Below are 21,698 nucleotides of genomic sequence, written 5' to 3' on the forward strand. Positions count from 1 at the left end.
CTACTCTCCCAGCGTACTGCGAAGCTCCTCGCACCATTCCGATAGGCCGGTGGAAAGCGCCATGTCAGACACCTTCACCACGAGATCAGTGCTGGAGTTTTCAGAAAATTTAATTGTGTTTGAAAGTTCACCAGTTTTTTTGCCGAACAAATCAAATAAATATTCGGGCCCAGTTACCTCAAGCACGACTTCAGGCGTTTCAGAGAGTTGTTGACGCACGACCTGCACCAATGAAGTTACAGCACGATCCCGTGCGCTCTCTTCGATAAACGGAACCAGAATTTCGGAGACTGCCTTAGACAGTCTGTCTTCAATTTCGACGAGAGACTGCTGAAAAGCTTCCTTTAACTTCTCGCCCTCCCCCTCTTTGAATGCTTTTTCTCGCTCGATCAGCTCAACGTCTAATTCTTCACGCATCTTCTTGACGCGCTCATCTGCACCCGACTTGGCAGCTTCTTCTCCCTCTGAGAACCCATTTTCATAAGCCTCGAAGACACGGTTAACCCAGTCTCCACCTTCGCCATACCCTTTCGGAAGCATTGAGATCACTTCCTGCATATCCTGAAGGTCTTTGGTGGTAACGCCTGTATCTGTCGTAAAGTCTGCTAGATAGTCGTTGATGCCGCGTGTCATCCAGCACGCTCCTGATCATACATCCACTGTTTCAGAATGATTGCAGCCTGCATGTCATCCATCTCGACAGCACGCTCAAGCTTGCGAAGATTATCACGGTTTACAACGGTCGCATCAACGCCTTCACCAGACATGCCGTCCCCGTTTGTGTAATCTGGCAACTGGCCATCTTCGCCTTCAATTTCACCATCACGAACAGCGTTGGAGTTGGCACCAACCGGCAAACCTTCTTCAACCTCTTCAGATTTAGGAATAAGGAAGGCGACAGCTGGGCGCAGACCGAACCAAATAATCATCAGCGTAACAATAAGGATTGCACCAGCGTTGACCACTGATCCCATATTGCGCATCAACACATCCTGCCAGGTCCGCTCTGGAATTGCAGCGAGCTGCTCACCAGCCAGCATAAAGTTCACAGCAGAAACAGAAACCTTATCGCCGCGCGCGATATCAACACCGGCTGCTGTTGCGATAATTTCTTCGATCTCTTCGACCTTTTCGGTCAGATCTGCTTCGGCACCATCAACAACAGCATCGCCTTTTTGCCCTTCGACACGACGTGCTAATTCCTCAACAAGACGATCACGATTAACCAGCACAGCAATGCTCATGCGATCAATACGATAATCATCAAAGATAGTCTCGACTGTGCGTGATGAAATTTCGTAGTTCGTCAGCTCTTCACGGCGTTCATTTTCCTCTGAAGAGCGCTCACCGGATTGCGATGACACCGCCTCTTCAGGCAGGTTCTGCTCAACAGTGGTTGGATTTTCCAGACTAGCATTTTGAGCGCTCGCATTTTCGCGCACCACGCGGAAAGATCGCTCAACACGCGTCTCGGGATCATAGGAGGTTTCGGAAACCCTTTGATTGTCTGTATTCACAGAGGCAGAAACACTGACCTCAAAGTTATTTACACCGAGATAAGGTGCCAGCGCCTGGCGGATCGCATTTTCCTTACGCGACGCCAAATCAGCTTCCAACATTGCCTTACGGCCAGTGGACGCGCTCTGCGCATCTTCACCCGCGGCAAGAAGCTGACCCTCAGTATCAAGAACCGTCACCGCCTCTGCAGTAAGACCCGGAACGGCAGCTGCAACAAGGTAACGGATAGATTGCGCAACCGAGTTTGTCTGAACACCCTCGGTGCGAATAAGAACGGACGCTGTTGGTTTTTGGTTCTCGCGTCTGAACGTTGCTTTTTCCGGAAGAACCAAATGCACGCGAGCAGCTTTTACGCCCTGCATACTTTGGATTGAGCGAGCAACTTCACCTTCAAGAGCACGGACTTTGGTCACGCTCTGCATGAAGGACGTCAGCCCCAGGGAACCCATTTCATCAAAGAGCTCGTAACCTGCACCCGATCCGCGCGGCAGACCCTTTTCCGCCAGCAGCATACGAGCACGAGCCGTTGCGCCAACACCGACTGAAATCGACGTACCATCTGCGTTCACATCAAACGGAACACCGCTGGCCTGCAACGCCATGCCGATCTGAGTGACATCGTCCCTCTCCAGATTAGCGTAGAGAATTTCCTGCTCCGGACGGGACAAGAGATATGCTGCTGCGCCAATCGCAACAAACGTAAATAACCCAATAAAAGCGAGCACCATCAGGCGCTTTGCACCTAACTCGGCCAGATTACCATAGATTTTTTCGGCGTTTTCACGAGCTGCCATTGCGACCTCTGCAGGTGTATCAATGGCGCTACCTTCGCTTTTCAACCTTGCGCGAACGTGATCAGGATTTACATTGGGCGAAAATCCACGGTTTCTCCGAGGCAATACAAGTTATTTCGAAGAAAACTAACAGTATCAGGTATATGCGCCTGCGTGGGTGATGCGCTGAATACTCGGCAGACCATTTACAGTCAAACCACAGCCCTGCCCTTTTAAGCGCTTGCTCACCCGATCAGCCGTTGCATTGATTGCTACAATTGTATTTGCACCGCATTCGATCTGACGAAGCTGCCCTTCTTGCTCAAAAAGCACATCTCGCGCCAGCGCTACAACAGAACTCCAGAAGCGCTCATTGCCCCGCAGAGCAAACGTCAAACCTTCGAGCTTCTGCTCAGATGTGAGCACAGAAAGGTCGACCTGACCTGCCTCCTGATCTCCTTGCCTGGAGATATTCAACTGATTACTTAACATCAAGCACCGCACAACTCAAAACAACCAACACGAGACAAAGCTTAAGAAAGCTTATTTCAAATAATGGTATATTTTATTGAACTTGCCTTAACCTGACTTGTAACAATTTTATCTAAAATTTTATCGTAGTTAAAAACAAAGGCCCCGGCGATTAACCGGGGCCTTAAAGCTTCTAGGGTTCTCAAAGTTTTCCGGATTAACGGAACAGGCTGAGGATGTTCTGAGAAGCGTTGTTTGCGATGGACAGAGCCTGAATACCGAGCTGCTGCTGGGTCTGAAGTGCTTTCAGACGAGTAGACTCTTCATTCATGTCCGCATCAACAAGCTGACCGATACCACGATCAATCGCATCAGACAGATCACTTGCGAACTGCTTTTGCATGTCAACACGCGCCTTAGCCGAACCAAGATCGGTCGCTGCACCAGTCATGGTCTGAAGTGTTGCATCAACACGCTCATAGATCGCGTTCAAGATAGCTTTGTCAGAAACGGAGTCAGTCAGACCACCAACATCAAAGGTGAGAAGGCTATCTTCAGCGAGTTCAGTATACTTAGTCTCAATTGCACCAGCAGCTGTAGCCAAAGTACCTGTAAGCAATGCCGCAACAGCGGTACCATCCGCTGGATCAGTACCTGAGGCTGCAGCTTCAGCTATAACCAATGCTTCCAACTCATCAATCTCAAGGCCTTCATAGGCCACAGTACCATCAGTAAAGGCGATAGCCAAATCGCCACCAGCAGTGGAACCAGTAACAGTAATGTTTGCAGCTACAAGATCAGCAGGATCGACATTATTACCATCGATAGCACCAAACTGCTGGGAGAGAATACCGCTATTGGCAGCCGCATCAGTGTTAGTATCAACCAGAACGATAGAGCTTGTGTCTACGTCGATGTTCTGAATTTCAACCTGACCATCCGCAGTACGCGTAAAGGAACCAACAATCTCCTTATCAAGGTTGTCAGCGGCTTTATCCTGCTGCAGCCAGTTTTCGCCGGAGAAGTTTGCAGAGGATGCAATGGTCTGCAGCTGTTCCTGCAGCTGTTTGATATCAGCCTGGATCTTGCCTTTATCAACAGTACCATCTTTTGCAGTGGTCAGCTTTGCCTTGATTTCATCAACAACGTCAACTGCTTTGTCCATTGCAGTGAAGGCAACGTCAACAGTAGCAGCACCAAGACCCAAAGCATCCTGAACAGCGCTCAGTGCTTTGTTATCTGATTTCATGGTTGTTGCAATAGACCAGTAAGCCGCGTTGTCAGATGCATCGCTCACACGCATACCGGTGGAGATACGGTTCTGAGTTTCCGCCATGTTGTTGTTGATGCCCTTCAGTGTCTGAAGAGCAACCATTGCGGAGGAATTGGTCAAAAGAGAAGACATATTGTTTGTCCCTTAATAAGAAGAATTGGGACATTCCGGATTAAATTCCCGGGGTTACAGAATTGCATCATGCACTTTGAAGTTCAAAGCCTGTAACAGATCTAAAGATGACTCACGAAGCTTACGCGAAGCTGCACATATAGATAAAATGCAACACAAAAAAGAAGCCCCGGCAATTAACCGGGGCCTCAAAGCTTCTAGGGTTCTCAGAGATTTCCGGATTAACGGAACAGGCTGAGGATGTTCTGAGAAGCGTTGTTTGCGATGGACAGCGCCTGAATACCGAGCTGCTGCTGAGTCTGAAGAGCTTTCAGACGAGTAGACTCTTCGTTCATGTCCGCATCAACGAGCTGACCGATACCACGATCAATCGCATCAGACAGATCACTTGCGAACTGCTTTTGCATGTCAACACGCGCCTTAGCCGAACCAAGATCGGTCGCCGCACCAGTCATGGTCTGAAGTGTTGCATCAACACGCTCATAGATTGCATTCAAGATAGCCTTGTCAGCAACAGAGTCTGTCAAACCACCAACATCAAAGGTAAGAATGTTGTCTTCAGCGAGTTCGGTGAACTTAGCATCTACTGCCGTAGCATCAGCATTCAACGCCCCACCCCCTACAAAGAGAGCTGCAATTTCAGTCGCTGTTGGCGCACCACCAGTACCAGCAGCCGGCGCATTGGCTGGATCGCTATAATGCTCAATTACTAGAGCTTCCAACGCATCAGCTTCTAGACCTTCATAAGCGGTACCAGTAGCAACTGCACCATCAAAGAAAGTAATATCTAGATCACCGCCATCGATTGTACCTGTTGGAGTACCAATATTCGCAGCTATAAGATCAGCGAGATCGACATCATTGCCATCAATAGCACCAAACTGCTGGGAGAGAATACCGCTATTGGCAGCCGCATCAGCATTGGTATCAACCAGAACGATAGAGCTTGTGTCTACGTCAATGTTCTGAATTTCAACCTGACCATCCGCAGTACGCGTAAAGGAACCAACAATCTCCTTAGCAAGGTTGTCAGCGGCTTTATCCTGCTGCAGCCAGTTTTCGCCGGAGAAGTTTGCAGAGGATGCAATGGTCTGCAGCTGCTCCTGCAGCTGTTTGATATCAGCCTGGATCTTGCCTTTATCAACAGTACCATCTTTTGCAGTGGTCAGCTTTGCCTTGATTTCATCAACAACGTCAACTGCTTTGTCCATTGCAGTGAAGGCAACGTCAACAGTAGCAGCACCAAGACCCAAAGCATCCTGAACAGCGCTCAGTGCTTTGTTATCTGATTTCATGGTTGTTGCAATAGACCAGTAAGCCGCGTTATCAGATGCATCACTCACACGCATACCGGTGGAGATACGGTTCTGAGTTTCCGCCATGCTGTTGTTGATACCCTTCAGAGTCTGAAGAGCTACCATTGCGGATGAATTGGTCAAAAGAGAAGACATATTGTTTGTCCCTTAATAAGAAGAATTGGGACATTCCGGATCAAATTCCCGGAGTTACAGAATTGCATCATGCACTTTGAAGGTCAAAGCCTGTAACAGAAGCTAACGATGACTCACTAGCCTTACGCCAAACTGACTCATTTACCTGAGTAGAAAAAAGCCCCGAAACGGGGCTTTTCGTGGTTAAGTTTAAGTAAACGATCTTATCAGACCACCCGTTAACAGGTACCACCCATCAATCAAGACGAAAAATAACACCTTGAAGGGGAGAGAGATGACTGTTGGGGGGAGCATCATCATGCCCATGGACATTGTGATTGTCGCAACAATCATATCAATGACGACAAAGGGCAATGCGATGAGGAAGCCGATTTCGAAACCGCGTCGTAGTTCTGATATCATGAAGGCCGGAATGAGAACGCGAAGGTCGAGCTCTTCGATGGGCGCATCTTTTTCGTAGTTGAATGCACTCACTGCCAGATCATCGAAGAGGACTAGATCTTTTTCGCGAACATTGTCCAACATGAACCGTCGGAACGGTTTAGTCATTTCCTCGTAGGCGACTTCTTCTGTGATTTGCTCTTTGATTAATGGTTGCAGACCATTTTTCCACGCGGTGTCGAATGTTGGTGCCATGACGTAGAAGGTCATGAACAACGCCAGGGAGATCATGATGATGTTTGCAGGCGTCGTTTGCAGACCGATACCGGATCTCAGGAATGATAAAGCCACAACGAACCGCGTGAAGCTTGTTACCATGATCAGGATCCCAGGCGCTAACGAGAGCACCGTCAGGATCATGACGTATTGGATAATCCGGCCACTTGCAGACGCCTGCCCTGCTGGGAGCAGATCACTCAGGTTAATATCCTGAGCCGAGGCCGGAGCGACCCAAAACAGGGCAAATAAACTCAAAAAACCCGTAATAAACGCAAAATAACGCATTACTGAATCACCACAGATTCAAGGACGAGTTCCTTGACAAATTTGCCACCACGCATCTTGGCGCGTTCATTGAGATCATCACGCAAACGCAGCAAACCACGAGTGCCTTCGAGCTGGCGTGGCCCTAAGGTCCGGGCGTAGAGCAACAGATCCTGCTCAACCTGTTTGACCAGCAAGGAGTGATCTTGCTCTTCTATACCGCGCTGCATCAAAACAACTGAGGCTTCAATACGAATCCAGTTCTTAGAGGAAGACAACAGGTTGGTCACGATTGGCTTCAATGAGACAATCTGACTGCTTTCTGTATATTCCGGATTGATCAGAGCACCACTGTTGGCTTTTTGCTCTTCCAAATATTTGCCGTGCACCTGATCGACCAGCGTAGAGCCGATCCCCATTCCACCAGCACTTGCAACGGCCGTCACGACAATGGCCGCGACGGCTACACCGACCCAAGAATTCTCGGAGGCTGGCAACTGTGGCTTTGGCAACTGTGGTTTAAGAGCCATAGAAGCCTCCTTTAGAGTGGGCTAATGATATCAATGATTTGCTGACCAACGCTTGGCTGCTGCACTTCCGTCACGCGGCCACGGCCACCGTAGGAAACACGCGCTTCAGCGATCTTGTCATACTCAATAGTGTTCCGGCCTGTGATGTCTTCAGGACGCACGATGCCAGCAACCGAAAGAACACGAACCTCATAGTTCACACGAACTTCCTGTTGCCCGGAAATGATCAGGTTGCCGTTGGCAAGCACTTTGGTCACGACTGCTGCAATGGAAAGCTTGATCTCTTCACTGCGGTCAATTGCGCCCTCACCTTTACTGCTGGTCGCACCAGTCCCAGAAATGCTTGCGTCTGCTTCTCCAGAATCAACACCCGCCCAGGAAAATGCACCTTTCAAACCGGTAGATCGGGATGAGTCGCGTTTTCTCTCGCTGGAGTTGTCCAGCTTGGCCTTATCGTTGATTTTGATCGCAACGGTAAGAACATCGCCAATTTGCTTTGCACGCGGATCGCGGAAGAAATCCTGCTCTCCGTCGGCCCAAAGCCCGTGATAAGCGCGATTTGAACGGCCGCCACTTTTCGCTGGGGTTGCCGGCAAGTTTGCAACATTTGGCTGAAGCCCCTGCCCCAGTGGGGTCAGATGCGGCTCCTTGCCAACGTTTTTCATAGCATTACAGCCAGTGAGCGTAATTGCGGCGATAATGCATACCAAAGTGCGCTTCACTGTGAAACTCCCATACTTTGCTTGGCGGCCTTTCGAGCTGTAAGTTCTGCCATCAGATCAGTAAGATACGCTGCGCGCTCTGAGGCCAACTCAGCAAGCACTGAACTGGCTTTCCGCGCCTTCATCTGGAGAAGAATTGAAACTGCTGTTTCATCATCCAGAGACGTTAACTGCAGCGCCGCTGCATCCGGACGCATGTTGGCATAGATATTAACGACATGCCCTTCCGCTCTCTGCAGGATTTCATCACGACGTTTCACCCACATGCGCAACTCAGCAATCTTAGCGTCGAGCTCCGTAATCTTGGCTTTCATCTGATGCTCAACATCAAACAGAGCACGCATTTGCCAAGCAATCCGAGCATCTTTTGCCTGATCAGCAATCGCTTCGCAGTAGTTCTTGGCCTGCTCAATTGCGGCACTCAGTTCTTCTGTCTCGGCTTCGTTCGTCTGAGCACTTGCGCTTACAAGCGACATGCACAAACCGAGAGATACCGCTGCACACTTAAGGGGAAAGAATTTCTTCTTAGAGAGCTTTAAGAGAGGCATTACAACTCAGTTCCAATAGGTTTAGCGGTACAGTGAAGCCACAAGCTTGCCCGTGGCTTATCCAATTGCCGTGCAGTCTTATTTGACCACGAGAGTTGCCTGGAGAGCCCCTGCCTGCTTAATCGCCTGAAGGATTGCAATGATTCCACTTGGCTTCAGACCAATACGGTTCAATCCTCTGACCAGAGTTTGCAAATCAGTTCCACCAATCAACTGCAACTGACCATCTTCCTGAACCACATCAATATCCGTGCGCGGCACAACAGTCGTTTCGCCTTGCTGTGCGAACGGTGACGGCTGAGAGACTTCAGGCCGCTCAGAAACACGAACCGTCAGATTGCCGTGCGTCACAGCAACTGTTGAAATCCGCACATTCTGACCGATAACGACGGTTCCAGTACGCTCATCCACAACTACTCTTGCTGGCGTATCCGGCTGAACCATCAGGCCTTCGATCTGAGAAATGAAACGAACTGAGCTGATACCTGCAGGGCGTTGTACCTGAACTGATCTATAATCAAGCTCACTCGCAAGCTTCAAACCATAGCGGTTCAGTGAAAATGCGTTGATTGCATCCGTCACTCGTACAGCGGTCTTAAAGTCTGGATTTTTAAGTTCCAGCACCAGCTGTGGTAGCGAAGAGAAATAATCAGGTAGCGTTTTCTCAATTAGCGCGCCATTTGAAACACTTCCGGCAGTTGGAACACCTTGTGTCAAACTACCAGCATCACCCGTGGCCGCAAAGCCAGATACAGAAACAGAACCCTGAGCAACCGCATAGACGTTGCCATCAGCCCCCATCAACGGCGTCACAAGAAGCGTTCCGCCTTGCAACGATGCCGCATCGCCGAGCGATCCGACAGAAACATCAATACGGGCGCCATTCCCAATAAAGGGAGGCAACTCGGCAGTTACAACAACCGCCGCTACATTTCTTGATCTTAAGTTAGACTCTCGAACGTTCACCCCCATGCGCTCAAGCATGGATTGCAAAGACTGCTCAGTGAACGGAGAATTCCTCATGGTATCGCCTGATCCATTCAGACCAATCACAATACCATAGCCGACAAGCTGATTAGAACGCATGCCGCGCAGATCAGCTATATCCTTGATACGGACGAGTGCAGACGCACTGTCAAACGATAAAAACAAAGCAAGAAAAGCAAGATAAATTGCCCCCAGAGAACGGCTTACAGAACGCACGGTGTTATTCCCCTTCAGCCAGCAAAGATCCGTTTTCTTGCACTTTGCCTAAAACACTTAAACCTGTATCAGGGTTCTTAGCCCTAATGTTTGCACCAATTGCCCCAGATTCCTGCGCCTCAACAATGGCGCGGATTTCCAAGCCTTCTTCTTTAAAAACCAACAGAACAGAAGAACCGCGTTGCACTACAACAGGATCTTGAACCGCGTTTTTTGGAATTGGTTTTCCTGGAAAAAGGGTACGGCGCGCTTCCAACCCAACTACATCTTGCATTCGACCTACAATCGAAAGCTGCGCAACCGACTTCTTGAAGAACCCGTGTTCACGAAGCATACCTTCTTCGATCTTATCACCCGGATAAATCATCATGGCCGGCACTGGAAGCTTTACAACTTCGCGTCGGCCAGCTGCTGATGCCGCTGTTAAGAACAACGGCACGCAGCACACTAGCAATGCCAGGCTACGCAGGCGCTTGGAAGCACTCATCACCGCGTCCTTAGCGAATGCCCTTGGACACAGTTCCAGCCATATCATCTGCTGCCTGAATCACTTTGGAATTCATCTCGTACCCACGCTGCGCGCTGATCAAGCTTGTGATCTCTTTAACGGGATCGACGTTGGCACCTTCAAGATACCCTTGACGAATAACTCCAAGCGAACCTTCGCCAGCAATACCGGTATTAGGCGCGCCAGATGCAATAGTTTCGCGGAAAAGATTGCCACCGATCGCCTTCAGGCCAGCGTCATTCACAAAGTTAGTCAGGTTCAACTGACCGATGCTTGTGGCTGGGTTTCCGTCGGCATAAGTAGCAAACACTTCGCCACTTTCATTGACAGTAACTTTAACAGCCTCGAGCGGAACAGTGATACCAGGCTGAACCTCGTAACCATCAAGGGTTACAAGAGCCCCCTCGCCGTTTACGTTGAATGCACCGGACCGGGTAAAGAGCGCTTCACCTTCAGGGCCGATAATTTCAAACCAACCTTGTCCATCGATCGCCAGATCAAATGCGTTATTGGTTTGCTGCAGCGCACCTTGAGAATGCAACTTACGAACCGCTGCGGTTTTCACACCAAGACCTTGCTGAATTCCCTCAGGAACAGGTGCAGCACCACCACGATTGGACACGCCAGCTGCACGATCAGTTTGATAAAGCAAATCGGAGAACTCAGCGCGAGATGCCTTAAAGGCAGTCGTATTCATGTTCGCGATGTTATTGGAAATAACTTCGAGATTTTTCTGCTGAGCAGACATACCCGTCGCAGCGATAGCAAGAGCCTTCATAGGAAAAACCTTTTTTCAAACAATTAAATACTCATACGAGAGAATTCTTGATAGGCCTCAACAACCTTGTCACGCACAGCTACTGCGCTCTTCAAGGAAAGTTCTGCCTTCATCACAGCTTCGACCACTTTTTGAGCCGAAACCTCACCACGTACTGCCGCAACAGATGTTGCTTCAGCCGTTTTCAAATCGCCTGCAGTTTCACGAACCACATCAGCCATAGTATCAGCAAAGCTGCCCTGAACCTCTTGGGTCGCCTGCGCATTCTGCGCTCCGCCTACCAAGTACTGACGAGTACGAGCAGTAGACGAAACATCGTTTACCCCACTGGTAAACGTTGAAACACGCGATACTGAACTCAACGCCGAAAGATCCGCCATCACCTACTCCTCAACAAATCGATTGTACGGGTAATCATTTCTCTGGATTTGACCATCATCTGCAGACCAGCTTCATAAGAACGCGAAGCTTCTCGCATGTCCGCCAACTCAATCAGAGTGTTTACGTTTGGATATTTTACGTTGCCATTCTCATCTGCCGCTGGATGCGACGGATCAAATTCAATACGGTAATCACCTTTATCCGTACCGATATCCTTAACCTCAACGAGATTGGCACCAAGCGCGCGATCAACCTCACTTTTGAAGGTAATCGTTTTACGCTGATAAGGATTTGCCCCAGGAGTGTCGCCTGTCGACTGAACGTTGGCCAGGTTCTCAGAGACAACGCGCATACGCTGTGACTGAACCCTCAGACCCGAGGAGGAAATCTTTAATGAAGCGACAAGTGGATCAATCATAATTTTATCTTCCTAAGCTGCTCTTCATCAAGCCATAGAAGGACCCAACAAGCTGAGTATTGAGTGAGTGCTGACGAGCAACCTCACCTGACTTAATCAACTCTTGCTCTAGGGAAACGGAATTATCTGAGACGGTAACTTGCCACGCCTCACCGTCATTCACCCGCACACGACGGGCATTCGTTCCATCTTCGCTGATATGACCTGACTGGGTAGCAGCCATCTGAATGCTGGTTTTATCCAGAATGTCCTTAAAAGGCTCGACATCCTTACTTGCAAAACCAGGAGTATCAACGTTCGCAATATTTTCGGAAATTGTTGATTGCCGCACTGACAACCAAGAATTTTGCCGCGAAACCAAACTAAAAAGATATACGGGCTCCAAAAAATCCACTCCGCTACAAAAACTGCTAAAAGTGGATAGCAGCGCAATCTTGTCCGTAGCTGGCGGAATCAATATTTCCGAAAAAAGCAAAAAAGATATACTTGGTTAGTCAAGTATATCTTTTTATCTTAAAATTTTAGGTAAATAAATAGTTAATATATTGTTTAAGAATTAACAGATGCGTCCGCGAGCGCAGTTTCCAACCTCTTTGTATTTTCCTGCGGGTCTTCAGAAGGCTGCTCAAATGCGATGAACTTGACATCAACTGCCGAGTTTAATGCAAGCAAAAACAAATGAAACATGACACTCACACCGTCATTTACGAACTTCATATGCAAGCAAACTGTAACATCGCCATTCCAGTTCAAATCGATTGACGACGTTCCAGCATAGGTGAGTGTGTCGGGCTTAAAATAAAGTTCCGACGAAGATTCCAGCAAATCTGTGAGATTGGCAGCTTCGTTAGAGAGAATATGGCGAGCTAAAGAAGACAGATCGCATAACCGTAACTCGGCTGCGATGGGCTTCATAGCGTTTGCAATCAATGCCTCGCGCAAAACATCTTCAGATTTTGCAGGCAGGTCGTTTTTCTTCAATGCGGTCTTTGTAGACAAAATACCCTCTTAAGGCAGAAACGCGTTTCGACAAAGTCTTTAGCGCTTTAAATAAACATATGAAATAATTTCTGCTACCGCTCGATAATATTCCTCTGGAATACTCTGATCTATCTCTACGGCGGCATAAAGTGAACGCGCGAGTTGTCGATCTTCTACAACTGGAACATCATGAATATATGCCAGTTCTTTGATTTTCAGTGCAATCAGGTCCTGCCCTTTTGCAACAACACGCGGCGCTTGTTCACCCTCACGCTCATAATACAGCGCAATGGCAAAGTGGGTGGGGTTCGCAACAACAACAGTCGCATCCTGAACAGATGACATCATGCGCTTGCGAGCCCTGTCACGAGCGAGAGAGCGTAAGCGCGCCTTGATAAGCGGATCGCCCTCTGCTTGCTTATATTCGTCCTTCAGCTCCTGGTGAGACATGCGCAAGTTCTTGCGCCACTGGAAACGCGCCAGAACCAAATCAAAACCAACAAGGAAGATGGTTGCGACGCAGATACCGGAAAGCAAAGTCATTGCAACAGACAAAATAAGCTGAGGCACCTGACTTGGGTCGCTGTACATTGCTGTCAACGCAACCGCTTGCTGCGATTTCAATACAAGCGCGGCAACGACGATCACAGTTACCAGTTTGAAGAGAGACTTCACAAACTCCATAGCGCCATTGACGCTAAAAAGCCTGCCCAGTCCCTTTTTCAAGGAGATTTTGCTGAGCTTCGGTTCAATTCGGTCCAACACCAAACGTGGCGTATTTTGCATGAAAGAGGAAGCCAAGCCAAAGAAAATCAGGACAGAAACGATAGGGCCAAGAAACCAGACAAGCTGGAAAGCCACAGCAGACATCAACTGCAAAGGCTCCGCAGCACTGACAAACTGTATTTCACCCGGATTATCCAAAAACCACTTCAGAAAATACACCAGGCCCTGCGCCTTATCGACAGCAATGAAGGAAAGCACAAGAAGAAGTGCAAGCATTGAGGCAAGCACAGACGCTTCCTTGGAGACTGGGATATTCCCTTTCTCCAAGGCATCACGAACCTTCTTCTCCGTGGGTTCCTGGGTTTTACTGTCGGGATCCTGGTCTTCAGACATGAAACCTGCCGCTTCTCAAGATGGTTTGACAAACTTAAAAAGTCATAGGGAAGCGTTAGACGTAGACTTCTTCTCCACGCCCAATCTCAAGATCGATCTCACCCGAATTTGCCTTTTCAAGGGCAAGGTCAGTAATCGCCCGACGCGCATCCATCACTTCACGCTGTGTCATAGGCTCACCGGAAGCCAGATCGTTCTCAACGATCCTACGGGCACGAGACGCCATACTTGCGAGGATTGACTGACGGAACTCTGGATTCGTTCCTTTAAGAGCTGCAGTGATAACTTCACTAGTAACATCATCAAAGATTGCAGTTCTGGTGCGAAGATCCAGGTTCTGGATATCATCAAAGGTGAAGAGCAAGGCATCGAGCTGCTCTGCAGATTTTGGCAGAGCTTCACGCAGATTACCCAGCGTATCTTCAAGATCGTCACGTTCCATTTTATTGAGAATATCTGCCATACGAACATGGGAATCTGTACCCACAGTTCTTGCAAAGTTCACCATGAAGTCTTCATGCAGTGTCTTCTGCACTTCCTCCATAATGTCCTCAACGATAGGCTTGAGTGTCAACATACGGCGGACAATCTGATTACGTTTTCTACGCGGGATCTGGGAAATCACACGCGCAGCACCACTTGCGGAAATCTTTGACAAGATCACTGCTGCAGTTTGCGGATGTTCTTTCTGCAAATATGTAGAAAGAACATGCTCCGAGATTTGTGAAACCTTGTCCCAGATCGAACGCTTGGAGTAGCCCATCACGTCCGACATAATTTCCGCGACCTGATCTTCTGGAAGAATACCTTTCAGAAGACTCTCGGCCCCTTCGGCTGTACCGAACAGGTTTACACCACCTGAGAAAAGCTCGATGAACTCTTCAATTAGCTCATCGAGTTCACTAGCAGGAACCGTGCCCAGATCTGCAGCTGCCCGAATGATCATCCGCATTTCGTCGTTATCGAAATGCTTCAGAACGCGGGTTGCCTTATCACTCCCCATAGCCAACAGCAAAGCTGCTGCCTTCTGATGGCCATTTTTTCTGGAAATGACGCTTCCCATTTCAGCTGGAACAACACTGTTCATTCTCTACGCGCCTCGGATACACATATAAAATCAAGCACAGCTCTTGTGCGGCTAGTTGTAGCTGCCTTTTGCGCCTACAATCTCAGTCAGCGACACACCAAACCGCGAGTTATCGTCTTCAACAACTACGATTTCGCCACGCGCTACAGTGCGGCCATTTACGACAATGTCGACAGGCTCACCAACGCGGTGATCCAGAGGTATAACCGCACCACGACCAAGCTTAAGCAAACTAGCCACAGGCATGGTTGCAGATCCAAGAACAACCTGCATATCAACCGGAATACCTAGAACTGCTTCCAGATTACGGTCAACGTTCTCGTCGCTCATACCCTTTTCAGGCGCGGAAGCAGCTGGCTGGGCTGCAGCAGAAGGCGCACCCATATCCATATCCATCTCGGCTTCAGAAGCAGCAGCTTCCCATTGCAACGCGAGGGCTTCATCACTCATTTCATTTGAGCTGCTCATTGCGGATCATTCTCCTTCTCAGGACTTTCGTCGTCCTTTACATTTACAGATCTGAATGTGGCGCTCTGGCCGAAAGAAACTTTTCTAACTCTGACATTCTGGTTATCTATTGCAGATACAGCAGTATTTTCTTGGTTACCTGCCGGTGCAGGCTTACCCATTCCACCAGCCAGCAACAACGCGGCGGTATTGGACGCTGCACTCGTAACGGGCTTTTGCTTTGCCTTGGTTGCAGCAGGCTTTGCAGCACGACCGGAACGTCGCCCGCGATCCCCACCTGGCCTTGGTGGCGCATCATTCATACTGATGCCGACTTCATCACTCTTCTTGCTCAACCACTCGATATGCTCCTGAAGCGCTTTCATTTCTGTTTGCGCCTGCAGGATCACACCAGAGATATCGACCGTAGCTTCACGAGCCTCATCAATCCGCTGCCCAAGATTACTCAGGATCTCCTCACCGCGAACCCGGATTTCCTGCAAGGACAAACCAATGTTGTCCATTGCTTCCGAGGTCTGATCAAAAATCCTTTGATACTCTTCATGATAGCCGGAGAGCCGCTTTAGCTGTCGGTACATGACCACAACACGCCACGTCGTAACCAAAAGAGCAAAAAGTAAAAATCCGTCAATTAGATAAGATATCATCGAGAAGTTCCCCTTCCTGCTCGATCAATTCTTCAACGCGTACTGTGTAAGATCCTGCAACCTGACCCAGGCGACAGTTAAACAATGGCTGACTGTTACATTCGAGCTGAACGGCAGTTTTTGGAGTAGCATTCAACTCAAGAACAAGACCAACCTCAAACTGCGCAACCTCTTCGAGAGTCATGCGCTGCTCTTCAAGAATTGCCGTAAGCTTGACTTCGGTACGCTGAACTTCCTGCTGGAACTGTTTAGTCCAACGGGTATCGCGACCAGCAACCTCACCAGACAACACCTGTGTCAGGTTTTCGCGCAGCGGATTCAGCACCGACTGAGGAATAATGATGAAGATCTCACCTTCACGACCGATGATTTCGGCAGTCATTTTGGCAAGCACGCACGGATTACTCTTCCTGCCCGTTTGCGCGAATTCCATACGGTTTTCGAGACGCTCAACCTTCAACGAGGTATCAGCAATCGCCTCAAACGCCGTTTCGAGCGCTGTAGCCGCCTCCTGGAACATCCTATAGGCAAGCCGCTGCTCGACATTCGTCAAAGCGCGATCTTCAAGAAACGCCTCTTCTTCACCATCACCACCAAGCAGAACCTCAACCATGGAAAAGATGAAGGTTCGATCAAACCCGAGCAAAATGCGCGCATCCCACTCCTGAGCATGAAGAACCGCAACAACTGCGCGATCCTCATATTGCTCAAGAGCATCACCAATACGCTCATTAGAAACCGATTGAACTGCTAAGTAAGGTGCAGTTGCCGCCATCTGCCGAAGTGTATCGATGTACTGGCGCGCCATACGGTCAAAGACCACATGCAGCATTGGGAGACGATCGACACCAAGGCCCGCAGCATCCAACAAACGAGAAGGCAAATCCACCTTTGCATTCTGAGCGCTGATCACCTCATCACTCATTTCCAGCTCTTGAGGCTCCATCAGGCTTCACTCCCAGCTGCAGCAGACACCACCGGACCAGCATTCATAGTTTCCGCCTCAACTTCATCAATTGTAGGACGATCGTCCGCACCGATGGTTTTACGACCGTGCTCCAATGCAATCTGAGGCGCTGCACCATTCATAAACGCAAGCAATGTCTGCTTCACCTCTATATAGAGACGATAACGCTGCTCACGAATGGATTTAATCTTCACTGCGACCGGGCTGACGATTCCGTAGGATAAAAAGATACCAAGGAACGTACCAACAAGCGCAGCACCAATCAGACTACCAAGAATTTCCGGCTCCTGATCAATAGCCCCCATCGCCTTCACGATACCAAGCACAGCAGCCACAATACCGAGAGCAGGCAAAGTCTCAGCAACAATACTGAGCGCTTGATACGGCTTCATCTCTTCACGACCAAGGGTGTGCAACTCTTCATCCATCAATGATTCAATTTCATGAGGACGAACATTACCGATGATAATGAGACGAAAGTAATCACAGATAAAACTTGTCAGAGATATGTTCGCGAGAACCCGCGGGAAACGCTGAAACAACTCAGAATCATCAGGATTATCAATGATCTGCTCAACATCATTACGCCCCTTTGCACGAAGGGTTCTCATAAGACCGTAGAGCACACTTAGCGTATCCAGATGGTCACGCTTTTTTGGCTTTGCATTCACCAAAGCTTCATGAATACCGCGCCCGGTATCCTTAATCGTCTTAAACGTATTCGCCACCACGAAGGTACCGAAGGCGGCTCCCCCAACAATCAGCAGCTCAAAAGGTTGCCATAGCACCTTCATATAGCCACCCATTGCAACATAACCACCAATTATGGATCCAATAACGATCACGAGGCCAACTAGAATATTCAATTTGCGCTCCACACACTTACCGGACAAGCACTTTTCTTATTTTGTGGTAGCGAGACTTACTTGTCCGAAGCTGGCGTAAAGACGTTGAAATCCTAACAAACACCCGTACAGCTTCAGACAAGCCCTAAAGAGCATTCTCTCGAAGCATTTGAGTGTAGATAGGTTTGCTATGATCAGCACATTAACGCGATATGCGCTTCTGACTTTGAGCATGGATACTGCATTGGGAGGCGCAACTATGAACACCATAGAAGGCCGCGAACCACGCAAACCTGCAGGAAATATCAGCGATAGTAGCTTGATCGGATTTGGAGTCTAAATTTATGGTCGTCCCTTCTCTTTATGTCTCCCTTTCCGGGCAAATGGCCCTTGAGCGCCGACTTGAGACAGTTGCGCGAAATGTAGCCAACATGGAAACTGCTGGCTATCGGTCTACAGAAGTCAAATTCGATAGTCTCGTTAAGAGCCCGGGCAAAGATCCTGTTTCCTTTGCGTCCACTGGAGAGAACTATATCTCGACGCAGGCTGGCACGATCAAGCAAACTGGTAATTCTCTTGATGTCGCGATTGATGGCAACGGCTGGCTGGGTATTCAAACCGGCAATGGTGTTGCTTATACTCGAGATGGCCGTTTTCAGATCGGTGTTGATGGCATCCTCAGGAGCATCGAAGGCAATCCAATTCTTGATAGCGGAAATGCACCAATTATCCTGGACCCACTTGGCGGAGCTCCAGAGATTGCTAAGGATGGCTCCATCTATCAAGAAGGCCGTCAGGTTGGCGTACTCGGCCTTTTCTCCATTCCTCAGGATGCCAAGCTGAGCCGCGCAGGAAATTCTGCTGTAATACCTGACGCGCTCGCAGAACCAATTCAGGATTTTACAGAGAATGGATTCGCCCAGGGCTTCGTAGAAGGCTCGAACATTAATCCAATCTCTGAGATCACCAAGCTCATCACCATCACCCGTGCTTTTGAAAGTACAAATTCGATGATGCAGAGTGTGGAAAGTATTCGGCAGCAGACTATACGAAAACTTGGAGAGAGCTGATGGCTGTTAATCCGGTTCAATCAATTTCTGGCACTTCGGAAGATACTCGTGCCGGAAGCACCTCCAATAATACTAAGACCTCATCACCCAAACCATTTAGTTTGGGTGAGTTGCTTGATATCATCAATCCATTGCAGCACATCCCCGGTGTAAATACTCTCTATCGAGAAATTACTGGTGATGAGGCTTCTGTTCGCTCTCGCGTTGCAGGTAGCTCATTGTATGGGATGATTGCCGGCCCTCTGGGAATGGCGGGCCTCGTCGCTGGAAACCTTGCAGAAATGAAGATTTCTGGTGTGCTGGACGCGGAGAACGCGGCCACAGACAAGGCAACAGCTCTCAGCACCATTGAGAAAAAAATACAGGCAAGTCCAGCTGCACCTGCACCTGCTTCAGATATGGTGTCCTCACTGCAAAGGGGAACGCCAATCCTGCCCGTCCAGTCCAAAGAAATTCCTCCGCTTTTTGGCAATATCGCTTCTGCCGAAGCCATTTCTATGGGAAATGAGGACAAGCTGATTGAAGCTCTGGCTGGTAGCTCGAAGAACGAGGAAAAAACTTCTTCTGACTTGGAAACATCAACACTTCCAACAGTTGATAAGCTGTCACAGGATGCTCGGAACTTGCTGCCAGATGATTTGCTCAAGCAGCTACAAGAGCGGCATCGCAATACAATTGCACAAAGCTAATACTTCAAAAGGTTGTTTATGACCGCCCTTGCGCGCATTCAGGAACTTACCGCTCAAATTCCATCAAGCTCATGGAACATTGAGATAAGCGGAACCCTCTGTGAGGTTACCCCTAATCATCTTAGAGTTAAGGGCCTTTCAGGTGGCGTTAACTTGGGAGACCAGGTCTCCTACATGAGCAACAACGGTGAAGAATTTGGAGAAGTCATCCGAATTGAACCTGACAGTGTGCTTGTGAAGCCCTATGCATCCAGATCTGACCTCGGTCTTGGGATCAAGGTAAAGCGTTGCGGCGAACTTAGCTTTTATCCGGACAACAACTGGCGCGGGCGCATTATCAATGCGTTTGGACAGCCAATCGATGCTCTCGGTCCGATGACTGAAGGACCATCTCTTGCGTCATTTAATACCCTCCCCCCTCCGCCAGTTCACCGTGCGCGTGTTAAAGACGCTGCCTTAACTGGGGTACGGGTGCTCGACCTCTTTACACCAATTTGCCATGGTCAGCGCCTGGGCATCTTTGCCGGGTCTGGCGTAGGTAAATCAACACTGCTCTCCATGATCGCACGAAGTAACTCTTTCGACACTGTCGTTATCGGGCTAATCGGCGAACGTGGCCGTGAAGTTCGTGAGTTCGTCGAAGAGACACTTGGAGATCAACTCTCCAAATCCGTGGTGGTGGTTGCTACAGGCGATGAAAGCCCCATGATGCGACGGCTTGCTCCTAAAACAGCAATGACGGTGGCCGAGCACTTCAGAGATCAAGGACAATCTGTTTTATTGATCGTTGATAGCGTCACTCGCTACGCACACGCCCTACGTGACGTTGCATTGGCAGCTGGAGAGCCTGCTCTTTCTCGCGGCTATCCACCGAGCGTATTCTCGGAACTCCCCCTCCTGCTCGAACGTGCAGGTCCTGGCATCGAAGGAAGCGGCATGATGACCGCCATCTTTTCCGTGCTCGTTGATGGTGATGACCATAATGACCCTGTCGCAGACAACATCAGAGGTCTACTGGATGGGCATGTCGTTCTGGATCGGCATATTGCTGAGGAAGGCCGGTATCCTGCCGTCAATGTCCTCGGCTCCATCTCGCGACTTGCGCAAAGCTGCTGGTCCCCTCAGGAACGTGAGCTCATCCTGAAACTAAAGGCAATGATTGCGAAGTTTGAAGATACCAAAGATCTACGCATGATGGGTGGCTACAAAGAGGGTGTAGACCCCTTGCTCGACCAAGCCATTGAGGTTGCCCCGAAGGTCTACAATGCGCTTGTACAGGGCTTGGACGCCCCCTCAAGCCAGGATGCCTTTACTGAGCTGGCTCAGCTTCTGTAAAAGAAAAAAGATACGAGACCTAAACAACAAAAAAGGCTGCTCAAGCAGCCTTTTTTGTTGTTACAGAGAATTAATTATATAGCCGAGATAACGCTTTGAATCGATGGGATCATACCCCATCTGTGTGCGTAGTTTCTTTCTTAGCTTACTGATGTGACTTTCGATTACATTTTCGTCTACTTCACTTTCAAAGATGCCATAGACAAAGTTGTAAATCTGAGTTTTCGTCAGTCGCCGTCCGTTATTCTGAGCAAGGTACTCAAGAATACGACGCTCTCGGCGTGGTAATGCCAGTGTCTTCCCTTTGATTTCAGGATCCCGTCCATCAAAGTATACGGTAAGATCACCTAGCTCGACGTTAATGCTTTGGTTCGTTGTCCGGCGCTTGATTGCGTTGACACGCGCAAGTATCTCTTGCGGATGCACCGGCTTACGGACGACGTCATCTACACCAGCAGCAAACAACTTCAGTGTCTGTTCCAAAACCGGACTGCTATTCAGAACCAATACCGGTTTTTGAGAGCACCTACGGCGGATAATCTGCGGGAACTTTTCACGTTCCCCTATCTCACCAATCAAAATAGCTTCGACGGCCTCGAACTCGGTATCAGGTGCAGTATTTAACCAATCCCGAAAGTCATCCGGACTAAAGCCACTTGTCGAAATACCTTCTCGCTCAAATCCAGATGCATACCCATCGGTCACAAGCTGTTGTTCATCAACAATTAAATACATAACCCCAACCCATTCATTCCCAAATGAATACATCGCTGGTAAATCAGTGAAACACATTCTGTCAATTTCTCTTGAAGAATTTTTACCTTCAGCACCAAGTAAAACCTCACAAGAAACTATAGTAA

At 48.9% G+C, this 21,698-nt stretch carries 26 protein-coding genes; 3 read left to right on the forward strand and 23 right to left on the reverse strand.

What is annotated here, in order from left to right; all coding sequences use genetic code 11:
- The 22 genes from PsAD5_RS18385 to motA all read right to left on the reverse strand — a co-directional run bounded on the left by PsAD5_RS18385 (nucleotide 1) and on the right by motA (nucleotide 17,765).
- On the reverse strand, nucleotides 1–633 hold the full coding sequence (locus tag PsAD5_RS18385) for a hypothetical protein (RefSeq protein WP_063293146.1): 633 nt from the start codon (nucleotides 631–633) through the stop codon (nucleotides 1–3).
- Complete coding sequence (fliF, locus tag PsAD5_RS18390) at nucleotides 630–2,312, reverse strand: flagellar basal-body MS-ring/collar protein FliF (protein WP_063293147.1); 1,683 nt, start codon at nucleotides 2,310–2,312, stop codon at nucleotides 630–632. The genes PsAD5_RS18385 and fliF overlap by 4 nt, the downstream gene beginning before the upstream one ends.
- Before the next feature lie 135 nt (nucleotides 2,313–2,447).
- Nucleotides 2,448–2,783, reverse strand: a complete 336-nt coding sequence (locus PsAD5_RS18395; RefSeq protein ID WP_063293148.1) for a hypothetical protein — start codon at nucleotides 2,781–2,783, stop codon at nucleotides 2,448–2,450.
- Nucleotides 2,784–2,979: 196 nt separating this feature from the next.
- Nucleotides 2,980–4,167, reverse strand: a complete 1,188-nt coding sequence (locus PsAD5_RS28680; protein ID WP_063293149.1) for a flagellin N-terminal helical domain-containing protein — start codon at nucleotides 4,165–4,167, stop codon at nucleotides 2,980–2,982.
- A gap of 221 nt (nucleotides 4,168–4,388) precedes the next feature.
- Nucleotides 4,389–5,618 (reverse strand): flagellin N-terminal helical domain-containing protein, encoded by a 1,230-nt coding sequence (locus tag PsAD5_RS28685; RefSeq protein ID WP_063293150.1) that lies wholly within the window; start codon nucleotides 5,616–5,618, stop codon nucleotides 4,389–4,391.
- Nucleotides 5,619–5,807: 189 nt separating this feature from the next.
- Nucleotides 5,808–6,563, reverse strand: coding sequence for a flagellar type III secretion system pore protein FliP (gene fliP / locus PsAD5_RS18410; RefSeq protein WP_063293151.1), 756 nt, complete (start codon nucleotides 6,561–6,563; stop codon nucleotides 5,808–5,810).
- Complete coding sequence (locus PsAD5_RS18415) at nucleotides 6,563–7,072, reverse strand: flagellar basal body-associated FliL family protein (protein WP_057466019.1); 510 nt, start codon at nucleotides 7,070–7,072, stop codon at nucleotides 6,563–6,565. Before PsAD5_RS18415 ends, fliP begins: the two co-directional genes overlap by 1 nt.
- 11 nt (nucleotides 7,073–7,083) lie before the next feature.
- Entirely contained in the window at nucleotides 7,084–7,794 is a 711-nt protein-coding gene (flgH, locus tag PsAD5_RS18420; RefSeq protein WP_063293152.1) for a flagellar basal body L-ring protein FlgH, read from the reverse strand.
- Nucleotides 7,791–8,270 (reverse strand): MotE family protein, encoded by a 480-nt coding sequence (locus PsAD5_RS18425; RefSeq protein ID WP_208980743.1) that lies wholly within the window; start codon nucleotides 8,268–8,270, stop codon nucleotides 7,791–7,793. The genes flgH and PsAD5_RS18425 overlap by 4 nt, the downstream gene beginning before the upstream one ends.
- Before the next feature lie 150 nt (nucleotides 8,271–8,420).
- The gene (flgI, locus tag PsAD5_RS18430; protein ID WP_063293153.1) at nucleotides 8,421–9,545 is read right to left on the reverse strand and encodes a flagellar basal body P-ring protein FlgI; all 1,125 of its coding nucleotides are present in this window, start codon (nucleotides 9,543–9,545) and stop codon (nucleotides 8,421–8,423) included.
- 4 nt (nucleotides 9,546–9,549) lie between these two features.
- Nucleotides 9,550–10,032 carry a flagellar basal body P-ring formation chaperone FlgA gene (gene flgA, locus PsAD5_RS18435; protein WP_208980742.1) on the reverse strand — a complete coding sequence of 161 codons (483 nt, stop codon included), beginning with the start codon at nucleotides 10,030–10,032 and terminating at the stop codon, nucleotides 9,550–9,552.
- A gap of 10 nt (nucleotides 10,033–10,042) precedes the next feature.
- A complete protein-coding gene (flgG, locus tag PsAD5_RS18440) occupies nucleotides 10,043–10,831 on the reverse strand; it encodes a flagellar basal-body rod protein FlgG (RefSeq protein ID WP_057466015.1) in 789 nt (262 codons plus the stop codon).
- 23 nt (nucleotides 10,832–10,854) lie between these two features.
- Nucleotides 10,855–11,211: a flagellar hook-basal body complex protein FliE gene (locus PsAD5_RS18445; protein ID WP_057466014.1), complete on the reverse strand. Its 357-nt coding sequence runs from the start codon at nucleotides 11,209–11,211 to the stop codon at nucleotides 10,855–10,857.
- Nucleotides 11,211–11,627, reverse strand: a complete 417-nt coding sequence (gene flgC, locus PsAD5_RS18450; protein ID WP_193757797.1) for a flagellar basal body rod protein FlgC — start codon at nucleotides 11,625–11,627, stop codon at nucleotides 11,211–11,213. The genes PsAD5_RS18445 and flgC overlap by 1 nt, the downstream gene beginning before the upstream one ends.
- Nucleotides 11,628–11,634: 7 nt before the next feature.
- A complete protein-coding gene (gene flgB, locus PsAD5_RS27695; protein ID WP_244272101.1) occupies nucleotides 11,635–12,105 on the reverse strand; it encodes a flagellar basal body rod protein FlgB in 471 nt (156 codons plus the stop codon).
- Nucleotides 12,106–12,179: 74 nt separating this feature from the next.
- Nucleotides 12,180–12,629 (reverse strand): hypothetical protein, encoded by a 450-nt coding sequence (locus tag PsAD5_RS18460; protein ID WP_208981848.1) that lies wholly within the window; start codon nucleotides 12,627–12,629, stop codon nucleotides 12,180–12,182.
- A 39-nt stretch (nucleotides 12,630–12,668) separates the two neighbouring features.
- Nucleotides 12,669–13,730, reverse strand: a complete 1,062-nt coding sequence (gene flhB / locus PsAD5_RS18465; RefSeq protein ID WP_063293154.1) for a flagellar biosynthesis protein FlhB — start codon at nucleotides 13,728–13,730, stop codon at nucleotides 12,669–12,671.
- A gap of 55 nt (nucleotides 13,731–13,785) precedes the next feature.
- A complete protein-coding gene (locus PsAD5_RS18470; RefSeq protein WP_063288329.1) occupies nucleotides 13,786–14,817 on the reverse strand; it encodes a flagellar motor switch protein FliG in 1,032 nt (343 codons plus the stop codon).
- 51 nt (nucleotides 14,818–14,868) lie between these two features.
- Entirely contained in the window at nucleotides 14,869–15,147 is a 279-nt protein-coding gene (gene fliN, locus PsAD5_RS18475; RefSeq protein WP_244271751.1) for a flagellar motor switch protein FliN, read from the reverse strand.
- Between the two features lie 134 nt (nucleotides 15,148–15,281).
- Entirely contained in the window at nucleotides 15,282–15,932 is a 651-nt protein-coding gene (locus PsAD5_RS18480; protein WP_057466009.1) for a hypothetical protein, read from the reverse strand.
- On the reverse strand, nucleotides 15,913–16,878 hold the full coding sequence (locus PsAD5_RS18485) for a flagellar motor switch protein FliM (RefSeq protein WP_057466008.1): 966 nt from the start codon (nucleotides 16,876–16,878) through the stop codon (nucleotides 15,913–15,915). The genes PsAD5_RS18480 and PsAD5_RS18485 overlap by 20 nt, the downstream gene beginning before the upstream one ends.
- Nucleotides 16,878–17,765: a flagellar motor stator protein MotA gene (gene motA / locus PsAD5_RS18490; RefSeq protein ID WP_057466178.1), complete on the reverse strand. Its 888-nt coding sequence runs from the start codon at nucleotides 17,763–17,765 to the stop codon at nucleotides 16,878–16,880. The genes PsAD5_RS18485 and motA overlap by 1 nt, the downstream gene beginning before the upstream one ends.
- Before the next feature lie 323 nt (nucleotides 17,766–18,088).
- On the opposite strand from motA, the gene flgF reads away from it, so the two are divergent.
- The 3 genes from flgF to fliI are packed head-to-tail and all read left to right on the forward strand — an operon-like array spanning nucleotide 18,089 to nucleotide 20,838.
- Complete coding sequence (gene flgF / locus PsAD5_RS18495; protein ID WP_063293155.1) at nucleotides 18,089–18,814, forward strand: flagellar basal-body rod protein FlgF; 726 nt, start codon at nucleotides 18,089–18,091, stop codon at nucleotides 18,812–18,814.
- Entirely contained in the window at nucleotides 18,814–19,503 is a 690-nt protein-coding gene (locus PsAD5_RS18500; protein ID WP_063293156.1) for a hypothetical protein, read from the forward strand. The genes flgF and PsAD5_RS18500 overlap by 1 nt, the downstream gene beginning before the upstream one ends.
- 18 nt (nucleotides 19,504–19,521) lie before the next feature.
- Complete coding sequence (gene fliI, locus PsAD5_RS18505) at nucleotides 19,522–20,838, forward strand: flagellar protein export ATPase FliI (protein WP_063293157.1); 1,317 nt, start codon at nucleotides 19,522–19,524, stop codon at nucleotides 20,836–20,838.
- 60 nt (nucleotides 20,839–20,898) lie between these two features.
- Here the strand turns inward: fliI and PsAD5_RS18510 are convergent, their stop codons facing one another.
- Entirely contained in the window at nucleotides 20,899–21,573 is a 675-nt protein-coding gene (locus tag PsAD5_RS18510; protein WP_057466177.1) for a response regulator transcription factor, read from the reverse strand.
- Nucleotides 21,574–21,698: the final 125 nt, after the last annotated feature.

This window comes from Pseudovibrio sp. Ad5 (genome assembly GCF_001623095.1).
Classification (GTDB): Bacteria; Pseudomonadota; Alphaproteobacteria; order Rhizobiales; family Stappiaceae; genus Pseudovibrio.